Below are 12182 nucleotides of genomic sequence, written 5' to 3' on the forward strand. Positions count from 1 at the left end.
GTACTGACAGCCCTGATTGGTGTATCGGTGTGGATGACCGGCAGCGACGATGCCACCGCGATCAACGTGGCGGGTAAGCAGCGCATGCTGAGTCAACGACTGGCCAAAGAGGCCTTGTTGATTCAGCAGGGCGCAGTGGATACAGGTTTGGCCCAGGCGACCATTCGCAGCTTTGAAACGGCCCATAATGCACTGCTGAACGGAAATGCCGATATGGGGATCAAGGCCGCTTCAGAGGTCGATATTCGCAAACAACTAGAACATGTGGGTACGTTGTGGCGTGACTACCGTGCCACAGTGGAACAGCTGGTGAGCGGTGCCGATGGCAATACGGAAGCTCTGGGGCGCTTGCAGAAACAGTCTCTCTCGGTGCTGACTGAAATGAATAAGGCCGTGGGCATGATGGAACAGCGCTCCATCGCCGAACAGGCTCTATTGCAGCACATATCCCTTGCAGTGACTGCAGTGGTGCTGATCCTGATTGTGATGGGACGCATGTTCGGTTTGACCGTGATGTTCCGTCAGATCAAAAACCTGCGCGACCACCTCAGAATACTGGCGGAAGGCAACTTCTCTGTCCCCATTGAAGTGGATAACCCCAATAATGAGGTGGGCCAGAACTACAGTGCCTATAACGGTATTATCCTGGAAATTGGTGAACTGCTTCACAAGGTAGGCCAGACTTCCGGCCGCATCAGTACCGGTGTCAGCCAGATCAACTCGGCGCTGGGGGATACCGACCGAGGCGTCAGCGATCAGCAGGCGCAGGTGGAGCAGGTTGCAGCCGCCATTACAGAAATGGCCTCTACCGTGCAGGAAGTGGCACAAAGTGCCGCCAATGCGGCCACGTCCGCCGAAGCCGCCAATGAATCGGCGAAGGGCGGTCAGCAGCTGGTGGGGACGGTCAGTGACCAGATCGGCAGTGTGGCCGACCAGGTACGCCAGTCCGGTCAAGTGATCCATGAACTGGCTCAGGGCAGTGAGGAAGTCAGCCAGATCCTGGATGTTATTACCGGCATCGCCGAGCAAACCAACTTGCTGGCACTGAATGCGGCTATTGAGGCGGCGCGTGCAGGTGAGCAGGGGCGTGGCTTTGCGGTGGTGGCGGATGAGGTTCGTACCCTGGCGCAGCGTACCCAGGAGTCCACCAGCAATATTGCCCGTATTGTTGAGCGTCTGCAGCAGCATTCTTCTTCTGCGGTGCACTCCATCGAGACCAGTCAGAAGATGGCCGAAGAGAGTGTGGCTAACGCCGAAGAGGCGCGCAGTGTGATTCTGCGTATTGTTGATGCAGTCTCCGTGATCAACGATATGAACACCCAGATCGCAACGGCTGCAGAAGAGCAGAGCCAGGTGGCCCAGGATATGGACCGTCATATCACCGGCATTGCGGATCAGGCACGCAGAACATCCACCTTCTCGCAGCAGAGTGTTCATGTAACACACAGCATCAACCATCATGTAGATGCCCTGATGGAGGAAGTAAACCGCTTTGAAACCAACGTGCAGGGAGTGGATCTGAGTGCGGCCAAGTCAGCGCACCTGTCCTGGAAAACACGTCTGCGCAGCTACCTGGATGGCAAGGCGACGCTGAGAGAGAGCGAAGCGGTCTCCCACATGGACTGTAAATTCGGCAAGTGGTATTACAGCGAAGGCAAGGAAAAGTATGGTCAGATGAACGAGTTTCGTGCGATTGAGGCGCCACACGAACGCCTGCATGCCAAGGTGCGCGAAGCTATTCAATACCAGAGTGCCAAAGACTTTGCAGCGGCTGAACGTTGCTACGATGAAGTGGCCGCTATCTCCGGCGATATCGTAGACAAATTGACCGAGCTGGAAGACCGTGTGCAGCAAGCTGGCTAGGTCGAGTGGCAGCTTGACCTGAAACGCGTACACAAAAAACGGGTGGCCTTGGCCACCCGTTTTACGTTGAGCATCACCTGTCAGCAGATAGGCTCAGTCCTTGACCACATCCACGAAGTAGGCATCTTTGCCGTTCACATCCCCACGTACCAGTCCGTGTACATCGGTCTCGAAACCGGGGAAACGTGAGTTGAAATCACGGGCAAACTGCAAATAGCGGACGATGGTTCGGTTGAAGCGCTCACCCGGCACAAGCAGCGGGATGCCCGGCGGGTAGGGCGTTACCAGCATGGCGGTAACGCGGCCTTCCAGAGCATCAATGGAGACACGCTCAACTTCGCGGTGCGCCATCTTGGCCCAGGCATCCGCCGGCGTCATGGCAGGCTCAATGTTGGAGAGGTACATCTCGGTGGTGATGCGTGCAACGTCGTACTGCTTGTAAACGTTATGGATCTCGGTACAGAGGTCACGCAGGCCAACCCGCTCGTACTGCGGGTAGTGTTTGGCGAATTCCGGCATTACACGCCAGACTGGCAGGTTATGGTCGTAATCATCCTTGAACTGCTGCAGCTCGGTTACCATGGAATTCCAACGGCCTTTGGTAATGCCGATGGTGAACATGATGAAGAAGGAGTACAGGCCGGTCTTCTCGATGATAATGCCATGCTCGGCCAGGTATTTGCTGACAATGGCCGCAGGGATACCGACTTCATCAAACTCACCCTGAAGGTTGATCCCCGGGGTGATAATGGTGGACTTGATCGGGTCCAGCATGTTGAAGCCGGAGTCGATTTTGCCGAAGCCATGCCAGTCGTCATCATCGTGGATGATCCAGTTATCGCGGTCACCCAGGCCTTCCTCGGCTTGCACATCCGGGCCCCAGACTTTGAACCACCAGTCGTCTGCACCGAACTCTTCATCAACCTTGTGCATGGCACGGCGGAAGTCGATCGCTTCCATCAGCGATTCCTCAACCAGAGCCTTGCCGCCCGGCGGCTCCATCATCGCCGCGGCGACATCACAGGACGCAATGATGGCGTACTGGGGGCTGGTGGAGGAGTGCATCAGGTAGGATTCATTGAACCGATGCGTATCCAGTTTACGGTTGCTGCCGTCCTGCACCAGAATCTGGGATGCCTGTGACAGGCCCGCCAATAGCTTGTGGGTCGACTGAGTAGCAAACACCAGTGTTTCATCGGAGCGCGGGCGTCCCTCACCGATGGCGTGCATGTTGTGGTAGAAATCATGGAAGCTTGCATGCGGTAGCCAGGCTTCATCGAAATGCAGGGTATCAATGGTGTTGCCCAGCATCTCCTTGATGGTTTCCACGTTGTAGACGATGCCGTCGTAGGTACTTTGAGTAATGGTCAGAATACGCGGCTTCTTGTTCTTGGCTTCACGGGCGAAGGGGTTGGCTTCGATTTTCTTACGGATGGTTTCCGGATCGAATTCGCTCTTGGGAATCGGCCCAATGATGCCGTAGTTGTTGCGCGTCGGCATCAGGAATACCGGGATCGCGCCGGTCATGATGATCGAGTGCAGGATTGACTTGTGGCAGTTACGGTCCACTACCACGATATCGCCCGGTGCCACCGTCGAGTGCCAGACCACCTTGTTGGATGTTGAGGTGCCGTTGGTGACGAAGAACAGGTGATCGGCATTGAAGATGCGCGCTGCATTGGCTTCACTGGCCGAAACGGGGCCGGTGTGATCCAGCAGCTGACCCAGCTCTTCTACCGCGTTACATACGTCAGCACGCAACATGTTTTCACCAAAAAACTGGTGGAACATTTGGCCGACAGGGCTTTTCAGAAACGCCACGCCGCCGGAATGACCGGGGCAGTGCCAGGAGTAGGAACTGTCACTGGCATAGTCCATCAGCGCGCTGAAGAACGGCGGCGCCAGGCTTTCCAGATACTTGGTGGCCTCTCGAATAATATGCCGGGCCACAAACTCCGGGGTATCTTCGAACATGTGAATGAAGCCGTGCAGCTCGCGCAGGATATCGTTGGAGATATGGCGTGAGGTGCGGGTCTCGCCGTACAGGAACACGGGAATATCGGCATTGCGCTTGCGTACTTCACCGATGAACTGGCGAATGGATTGCAAAGCCTTGTTTACGTCTTCGTCAGCACCAGAGCCGAACTCCTCGTCATCAATGGATAAAATGAAACAGGAGGCGCGGCTGGCCTGTTGGGCAAATGCGGTCAGGTCACCGTAGCTGGTGAAACCGATCACTTCCATACCCTCACTGCTGATCGCTTCAGCGAGGTTACGGATACCGGAGCCAGAGATGTTTTCGGAGCGGTAATCTTCGTCGATCACGACGACTGGAAAACGAAATTTCATTAACACAGTCCTGCAAATTAGGGCGAGTTCCAAGCACCTTGGAATGGCCGCAATTGTAGCAGTGGCGGGGGGCGTGTAAAGCAAACCCTGCGTTGCCACTGCACTGTATGTCACACGCTTGTCATGGAATAAGCCTAGCCTGACTACACAGTAAAGAATGAAAGAAGATGATGCTACCCAGCAGAACCTATCCATGCCAGACAGCCGAAGAACGCTACGCTCTGCCCGTGAAGGTGGATGCTTCGGGGTGTGTCTGGAGTGGTGGTTCAGAGCTGCCTTGCCCGCTTGATTTGCCGCTGGGCAAGCGTGGATTTCTGCTGTTCGAGCCACAGCATGCGGTATTGCTGCTGGGTCCCTGGGGGCCTGACCCTCGCTCCAATTTGCTGCTCTCAGCTCGGGTGAGTCATGCGGAGCCTCAGGGCCTGTTGCACCTCTGGTTGGGAGCGGGCTTGCCAGAGCTGGTTTTGGAGCGCCGTCCTGAAGCACAATCCATGCTCAGCGCTCGAACCGGCCAGAAAGTCTGGCTGGCGGTATCCTCTCAAGCCCTCGCATTTAGCCTTTGATCCCTTTTCTGTCATGATAGGCCCGGCCTGTTGCCAGAACCTTTGATGCATGAGTGACCCATTGATGTCCCGCGCCGAATACCCCGTTTATCTGCAACTACGTGATCGCCTCTGGACCTGGATTGAGCAGGAACAATTGTGCAGCCAGCAGAAATTGCCATCCGAGCGCGAGTTGTCAGAACGCTTCGGCACGACCCGCGTTACCATCCGTCAGGCTCTGTCACAGCTGGAAGCCGAAGGGCTTATTTTTCGTTCCAACCGCCGTGGCTGGTACATCACGCCGGAGCGTCTGCGTTATGACCCCAGCCGTGATATTGGTTTTAACCACTACGTGACCGAGCAGGGCTTCAGTCCTCGCACAGAAACGCTGTTCAAGGAACTCACGGAAATGCCACCCTGGCTCAGTGAGATTACTGGACTACCTGTCGGGACGCCTATCTACCACGTGTTTCGCCGCCGTTACGTCAATGAACGCGGGCTGCTGGTGGAACATAACTTCATTAATCCCGCCAAGTGTCCGGGCTTATTGGCCGAGAGTACGGATCTGTCGATCTGGAGAATGCTCAAGGAGCAGTACAACCTGGTGCCGGACCATCGTGATATCGAAATCTTCCCGCTGGCGCTGAAAGGTCAGGAAGCCGAGTCGCTGAATGTGAACCAGGGCACCGCCGGCTTGTACATTCAGCGCCTGAGTTATGATCAGGAGGGTGAGTTTCTCGAGCTGGACCGGGAGTACTGGCTGCATGACGCCCTGAAAATTTCGGTTCATGTCGGTAGCCGCCATTAATCACTAACTTTCCCGGCAATAAATCTGTCACTGCACTGTCATTTTACCACTCCATAATCTGGTATATACCAGATTGGAGCAGAGATAATGCAGTTCCCATCCTCAGATTATCTAATTATCGGTGGCGGCATCCTGGGTGCCGCTACCGCCTGGTCATTGGCGCAGCAGGCCCCGGCAGGTACTCGTATTCGCCTGGTCGAGGCTGGACTACTGGCCAGCGCCACCACCAGCCAGGCGGCCGCGCTGCTGACCCGAGTACGACCGGATCCGGCCATGGCCGCACTGGTCGCCGAGACCTTCAGCGCCATTGATCAGCTTGATCAGGTGCTGGAGCAGTCTTTGCCCTTGCGCCAGGTCGGCAGTCTGCACCTGGCGACGGCAGAAACAGGCAAAACTTACCTGCAGGACACTGAGGCTACGGCCGCATCTTTGGGCCTTTCACCTGAACGTCTCGGCCCCGAGCAGATCAAGCAGCGTGCACCCTGGCTGGCACCTGATCAGCATAGCGAAGCGCTGTTTGTGGCAGATGATGGCTATATGGATCCGGTACAGCTGGCACAGGGCTATGTGTCGGCGGCCCGTAGGCTTGGCGTTGAGGTGGTGCAGAACTGCCGTGTCGAGTCCCTGATCATGGAGCAGGGAAAGATTGTGGGTGCTCACACCAGCCAGGGCCCCATGCCGGCAGGCACCCTTATCTGCTGCGCAGGCCCCTGGGCGACAAGGCTGTTGGCAGAGCAGGGTGTTCATCTGGCCATGGCTCCGGTGCGCAGTCATTACTGGATTACTGAAGATAATACAGAGCTTTTTCCCACTGATTCGCCCATGGTCATCCTGCCGGATATTAACGCCTATGCACGCCCGGAAGTGGGCGGGCTGCTGTTTGGTTTGCGTGACCAGCAGGCGGTATACGGTGACCCTGCCAACCTCCCCAAGGATATCCATGGCTATCTGTTCAACTGTGACCCGGATGGCTGGGAGTGCCTGGAAGCGGGTTGGGGGGATCTGGCAGCCGTATTTCCGGCCATCGAGCATCTGGGTGTCGCGCATTACCTGACCGGTGTTTCCAGTTATACCCCGGACGGCAAGCCCCTGATCGATACCACTCATATTCCCGGTCTGTTGGTCGGCACCGGCTGTTCCGGTGGCGGCATCGCGTTGTCGGGCGGTATCGGTCGTTTACTGGCGGAGCTGGCACTGGGGCGCGATACCTTCTGTGATGCTGCGCCGTTCAAGCTGGACCGATTCGGTTCCGTCGATCCCTTCGCTGAAGAATTTCGCGTGCGCTGTGCCCTGGCGCGCAGCCAAAAAAAGTCCGGTTAAAAAACATGCAACATTTCATTCATTGTTCTGCAACAGAGCGCTGTAAGAATTGTTTGGTATAGACCAGTTGAAACACGCACTCTCTACGCATCTATCAAGTAAAAGGACCGCACGATGAAACTGAAAAAGACTCTGCTGGCTGCTGCCGTTGCTCTGACTGCTACCGGTGCCCAGGCTGCAACAGAACTGACTGTTTACACTGCGCTGGAAGCGGATCAGCTCAAGTCCTACGCCAAAGCCTTTGAAAGCGCCAACCCGGATGTGAAGATCCGTTGGGTACGCGACTCCACCGGTATTATCACTGCGCGCCTGCTGGCCGAGAAAGACAACCCTCAGGCCGACGCTGTTCTGGGTCTGGCAGCCACCAGTCTGCTGGTTCTGAAAGGCGAAGGCATGCTGCAGCCGTACAAACCGGCCGGTGTTGAGCAGCTGAGCACTCAGTTCGTCGACAAGGATGACACTCCGTCCTGGATCGGTATGGATGCCTGGGTTGCATCCGTTTGCTACAACCGCATCGAAGCCGAAAAGCACGACCTGCCGATGCCGACCAGCTGGAAAGACCTGACCAAGCCGGTATACCAGGGCCATCTGGTCATGCCGAACCCGAACTCCTCCGGTACCGGTTACCTGGACGTAGCCAGCTGGCTGCAGACCTTCGGTGAAGAAGACGGCTGGAAGTTCATGGACGACCTGCACCAGAACATCGACCGTTACACCCACTCCGGTTCCAAGCCCTGCAAAATGGCCGCCGCCGGTGAAACCCCGATCGGTATCTCCTTCGCCTACCGTGGCGCCAAGCTGATCAACAAGGGCGCGCCGATCGATCTGGCATTCCCGTCTGAAGGCCTGGGCTGGGATATGGAAGCGGCTGCCATCATCAAGGGCAGCGACAAAATGGATGCCGCCAAGACCCTGATGGACTGGGCGGTCACCAAGGATGCCAACACGCTTTATAACGGCAGCTACGCCGTTGTGGCCATGCCGGGTGTTGCCAAGCCGGTACCGAACTACCCGAGCGATATTGCCGATCGCATGATCGACAACGATTTCGAATGGGCTGCCGTAAACCGCTCACGCATTCTCAAGGAATGGCAGCAGCGTTACGACGGCAAGAGCGAACCGAAAAACTAAGCCGCCACGGTTCGTTACACACGGAGGGTTGCGACAGCAGCCCTCCCGCTTTTTTTACGGAGACTGAACATGACGCATTCAACCCACTACCTGCAGATCGAGCATCTGCGCAAGTCCTTTGGCAGCTTTACCGCACTGGATGATATTTCACTGGCGATCAAGGAAGGCGAGTTTGTCTGCTTCCTGGGCCCGTCCGGTTGCGGCAAAACCACCTTGTTGCGAGCCATTGCCGGCCTTGAGTTGCAGGAAGAGGGGCGCATTGTTCAATCTGATCGCGATATTTCCACATTGCCGCCGCAGCAGCGAGATTTCGGCATTGTGTTCCAGTCTTATGCACTCTTTCCCAACCTGACCGTGAGCGAAAACATCGCCTACGGTCTGGCCAATATGAAAATGCCGCGCAGTGAGCGTCAGCAGCGAGTAAAAGCCCTGCTTGAGCAGATCGACCTGCCGGATATCGGCAACAAGTATCCCGGTCAGCTCTCCGGTGGTCAGCAGCAGCGTGTCGCACTGGCGCGTGCATTGGCCACCGAACCGGGTTTGCTGTTGCTGGATGAACCGCTCTCCGCCCTGGATGCACGTGTGCGCCTGCACCTGCGCCAGGAGATCTGTGCCCTGCAACGTAAACTGGGCATCACCACCATTATGGTGACCCATGATCAGGATGAAGCCTTGACCATGGCGGACCGCATTGTGGTCATGGATCATGGTCGCATCGCCCAGATCGGTACACCTGAAGAGATCTACCAAAAGCCGGCCACCGAGTTCGTCGCCCGTTTCGTCGGTAGCATGAACCTGATGCCGGCACGTGTGCTTGGTCCGCGCAGCCTGATGCTGGGCCGTAAGGAGGTGCAGACACCGATGGTTCTGCCGGCCTGTGATGAGGGTACGCTGGGCTTCCGCCCCGAGAGTGTCCAGCTGCTGGATGGCCCCTGGGGCGTGAACCGTGATGAAAACCTGCTGTTTGAAGCGCGTCTGGATCAGATCCAGTTCATGGGACCCTTTGTTCGTCTGGAAATGTGTCTGGATGAAGAGCTGCCCTGCGTTCATGTCGATGTGGCGGTTGAACAGCATGCACAGCTGAACGCCAGCATTGGCCAGTCACTCTGGTTAAGCATTCCGGAAAAGGATCTGAAGTTCTACCCGGCACAGCACCTGAACCAGAGCAAGCCCAGTGTTAGCCGTTCGGCACCGGATATGGGCCTGGCTGCGATGCAGGTGGCAGGAGCCTGATGATGTCGAACACCCTGACAATGGCAGCCCGTCGCAGTTTTGATTCCGAGAGCTGGTTGCAGCGGCTCGTGATCAGCCTGGGCGTCCTGTTTCTGCTGCTTGCCCTGCTGGCGCCGCTGCTCACCATGCTGGTGAAAAGCCTGCAAAATGGTGCCGGCGAGTTTATCGGCCTGCACAATTTTATTGCCTACTTTGATAACCCGGCGCTGACCCAGTCGATTCTGAACTCGATTACCATCGCGCTCTGGACCACCTTTATCGTGGTCTCCATTGCCTTTGTTTTTGCCTACGCACTGACCCGCAGTGATATGGCGGGCAAGAAGACGTTCCGTCTGGTCACCATGCTGCCGCTGTTTGCACCTTCACTACTGCCGGCACTGAGCATGATCTACCTGTTCGGTAACCAGGGCATTCTCAAGGACTGGTTGCCGGTCGAGAGTATCTACGGGCCTGTCGGTATTGTGATCGGCTTGAGCTTCTGGGCCTTCCCGCATGCGCTGATGATCCTGATCACGGCGTTCAGTAACAGCGACGCACGCCTGTACGAAGCCGCCAAATCGATGAAAACACCGCCCTGGCGGGTATTTCTGACCGTGACGCTGCCGTCGGTGCGTTATGGCCTGATCAACACCATCTTCGTGATCTTCACCCTGACCATCACCGACTTCGGTGTCGCCAAGGTGATTGGTGGGCAGTACAACGTGCTGGCTACTGATATCTACAAACAGGTAGTGGGGCAGCAGAACTTCCAGATGGGTGCGGTAGTGAGCGTGGTGCTGCTGTTGCCGGCACTGATCTCCTTTGCCGTGGAACGCCGTGTGCAGCGTCGCCAGTCCGCATTGCTGACCTCCCGTGCGGTGCCCCTGCAACCGCATAAATCGCCGCTGCGTGATGCGCTGCTGACACTGTTCTGTGCTCTGGTATGCGGCTTCCTGCTGCTGGTGATCGGTATGGCAGTCTACGCCTCCTTCATCACCTTCTGGCCCTACAACATGGAGTTGTCACTCAATAACTACCGCTTTGACATGATGGATGGCGGTGGTTGGGCGTCCTATTTCAACTCCCTGCAGATGTCGGCCTGGACAGCGGTGATTGGTACCGCCGTGGTATTCCTGGTGGCGTACATGAACGAAAAGATCAAGCTGATGCCGTTTGCACGTCGTCTGTTGCAGTTGTTGGCCATGCTGCCAATGGCGGTACCGGGCATCGTACTGGGCCTGGCCTATATCTTCTTCTTCAATCACCCCGACAACCCGATGAACGGCATCTACGGCACCATGGCGATTCTGGTGCTCAATACGGTGGTGCATTTCTATACCGTGTGTCACCTGACTGCCACGACCAGCCTGAAGCAGATCGACAACGAGTTCGAGGCGGTATCGGCGTCCCTGAAAGTGCCGTTTTACACCACCTTGCGCCGGGTGACCCTGCCGCTGGCACTGCCATCGGTACTGGATATTTCGGTATACCTGTTTGTGAACGCCATGACCACGGTATCAGCCGTTGTGTTTCTCTACTCATCGGATACGACCCTGGCATCGGTTGCGGTCATGCATATGGATGAGGCAGGGGATATCGCGCCGGCAGCCGCCATGGCGGTACTGCTGATGCTGACTTCACTGGTTGCCAAAGGCCTGCACTGGATGATCAGCCACCAGATTTTGCAACGCACCCAGCGCTGGCGTCAGCGCTGATCAGACGGGGCGCTTCACGGCGCCCATATAACTGACAGACGAAAAAATTTTGCTTTGAAATACTGGTCTATACCAGAAAGAGAGAACGAGATGAAAACTGAACAGCCCTATCTGCTGACTCCCGGACCGATCACCACCACCCTGAGCGTAAAACAGGCGATGCTGCAGGACTGGGGGTCCTGGGACGGTGACTTCCGTGCCATGACGGCGCAGCTGTGCCAGCGTCTGGTCGAGCTGATTGATGGCGAAGACAGCCACGTCTGCGTGCCCATGCAGGGGTCGGGTACCTTCGCCGTGGAAGCGACTCTGGCGACGCTGGTCCCGAAGGACGGCAAGCTGCTGATCCTGATGAATGGTGCCTATGGTCAGCGCATGGGCAAGATCATGGACTACCTTGGCCGTGAATACGTGGCGCTGGACAAGGGTGACTATGAGCCCCCGCGCGCCTCTGAAGTGGAAGCGATACTGGCCGCGGATCCCGCAATCACACATGTGGCTGTGGTTCATTGTGAAACCAGCTCCGGCATCCTCAACCCGGTGGAAGAGCTTGCCGAGGTAGTGGCGCGCCAGGGGCGTCGCCTGATCATCGACTCCATGAGTGCCTTCGGTGCGGTACCGATCAGTTCCAAAAGGGTTCAGTTTGATGCCCTGATTTCGTCGGCCAACAAATGCTTTGAAGGTGTGCCCGGTTTCGGCTTCAGTCTGATCCGTCAGAGCGCGCTGGAAGCGTCCAAGGGGAATGCCCACTCGTTGAGCATGGATCTGCTGGACCAGTGGCAGTACCTGGCCAAGACCGGCCAGTGGCGCTACACGCCGCCGACACACGTGGTGGCGGCATTCCTGCAGGCGCTGAAAGAGCACGCGGAAGAGGGCGGTATTGCCGGTCGCCATGCGCGCTATCAGCGTAACCAGCAACGTCTGGTGGCAGGTATGCGTCAGCTCGGTTTCGAGACCCTGCTCAGTGATGAATGGCTATCACCAATCATCATTACTTTCTTCTCGCCGGGTCATGAAAACTTCGATTTCCAGGCCTTCTACGACCGCATGAAAGCGCGTGGCTTCATCATCTACCCGGGCAAATTGACCGAAGCGGAAAGCTTCCGCCTGGGCTGTATTGGCCAGCTTTACGATGAACAGATTGATGCCGTGCTGGCCGCTGTCGAAGCGGTACTCGCCGAGATGAAGATTGCCGATGGTACACCGGCGCATGCACTGGAAGCCGTGCCGGCCTGATCAACGTCT

At 56.8% G+C, this 12182-nt stretch carries 8 protein-coding genes and 1 pseudogene; 8 read left to right on the forward strand and 1 reads right to left on the reverse strand.

Annotation, left to right across the window (positions count from 1 at the left end; genetic code table 11):
- Nucleotides 1-57: 57 nt before the first annotated feature.
- Nucleotides 58-1863: pseudogene (locus O3C79_RS08340) on the forward strand (methyl-accepting chemotaxis protein); the annotation flags it as partial.
- Nucleotides 1864-1956: 93 nt separating this feature from the next.
- On the opposite strand, the gene O3C79_RS08345 reads toward O3C79_RS08340, so the two are convergent.
- Complete coding sequence (locus O3C79_RS08345) at nucleotides 1957-4212, reverse strand: Orn/Lys/Arg family decarboxylase (protein WP_494385553.1); 2256 nt, start codon at nucleotides 4210-4212, stop codon at nucleotides 1957-1959.
- A gap of 167 nt (nucleotides 4213-4379) precedes the next feature.
- Here O3C79_RS08345 and O3C79_RS08350 point away from each other — a divergent pair, with 167 nt between their 5' ends.
- The 7 genes from O3C79_RS08350 (at nucleotide 4380) to O3C79_RS08380 (ending at nucleotide 12173) form a co-directional block, all read left to right on the forward strand.
- Nucleotides 4380-4775, forward strand: a complete 396-nt coding sequence (locus O3C79_RS08350) for a hypothetical protein (protein ID WP_494385554.1) — start codon at nucleotides 4380-4382, stop codon at nucleotides 4773-4775.
- A 49-nt stretch (nucleotides 4776-4824) separates the two neighbouring features.
- The gene (locus O3C79_RS08355) at nucleotides 4825-5562 is read left to right on the forward strand and encodes a UTRA domain-containing protein (RefSeq protein WP_494385555.1); all 738 of its coding nucleotides are present in this window, start codon (nucleotides 4825-4827) and stop codon (nucleotides 5560-5562) included.
- 87 nt (nucleotides 5563-5649) lie between these two features.
- Nucleotides 5650-6882: an NAD(P)/FAD-dependent oxidoreductase gene (locus O3C79_RS08360; protein WP_494385556.1), complete on the forward strand. Its 1233-nt coding sequence runs from the start codon at nucleotides 5650-5652 to the stop codon at nucleotides 6880-6882.
- Nucleotides 6883-6996: 114 nt separating this feature from the next.
- Complete coding sequence (locus O3C79_RS08365) at nucleotides 6997-8013, forward strand: putative 2-aminoethylphosphonate ABC transporter substrate-binding protein (RefSeq protein WP_494385557.1); 1017 nt, start codon at nucleotides 6997-6999, stop codon at nucleotides 8011-8013.
- Between the two features lie 69 nt (nucleotides 8014-8082).
- The gene (locus O3C79_RS08370) at nucleotides 8083-9246 is read left to right on the forward strand and encodes a putative 2-aminoethylphosphonate ABC transporter ATP-binding protein (protein WP_494385558.1); all 1164 of its coding nucleotides are present in this window, start codon (nucleotides 8083-8085) and stop codon (nucleotides 9244-9246) included.
- Entirely contained in the window at nucleotides 9246-10940 is a 1695-nt protein-coding gene (locus O3C79_RS08375; RefSeq protein WP_494385559.1) for a putative 2-aminoethylphosphonate ABC transporter permease subunit, read from the forward strand. Before O3C79_RS08370 ends, O3C79_RS08375 begins: the two co-directional genes overlap by 1 nt.
- 90 nt (nucleotides 10941-11030) lie before the next feature.
- A complete protein-coding gene (locus O3C79_RS08380; protein ID WP_494385560.1) occupies nucleotides 11031-12173 on the forward strand; it encodes a 2-aminoethylphosphonate--pyruvate transaminase in 1143 nt (380 codons plus the stop codon).
- Nucleotides 12174-12182: the final 9 nt, after the last annotated feature.

This window comes from Marinobacterium sp. NO-S09, from assembly GCF_059179545.1.

Coding starts and splice junctions, on each gene's coding strand:
- O3C79_RS08345 (WP_494385553.1), bottom strand. CDS start 4,212: ATGAAATTTCGTTTTCCAGTCGTCGTGATCGACGAAGATTACCGCTCC.
- O3C79_RS08350 (WP_494385554.1), top strand. CDS start 4,380: ATGATGCTACCCAGCAGAACCTATCCATGCCAGACAGCCGAAGAACGC.
- O3C79_RS08355 (WP_494385555.1), top strand. CDS start 4,825: ATGAGTGACCCATTGATGTCCCGCGCCGAATACCCCGTTTATCTGCAA.
- O3C79_RS08360 (WP_494385556.1), top strand. CDS start 5,650: ATGCAGTTCCCATCCTCAGATTATCTAATTATCGGTGGCGGCATCCTG.
- O3C79_RS08365 (WP_494385557.1), top strand. CDS start 6,997: ATGAAACTGAAAAAGACTCTGCTGGCTGCTGCCGTTGCTCTGACTGCT.
- O3C79_RS08370 (WP_494385558.1), top strand. CDS start 8,083: ATGACGCATTCAACCCACTACCTGCAGATCGAGCATCTGCGCAAGTCC.
- O3C79_RS08375 (WP_494385559.1), top strand. CDS start 9,246: ATGATGTCGAACACCCTGACAATGGCAGCCCGTCGCAGTTTTGATTCC.
- O3C79_RS08380 (WP_494385560.1), top strand. CDS start 11,031: ATGAAAACTGAACAGCCCTATCTGCTGACTCCCGGACCGATCACCACC.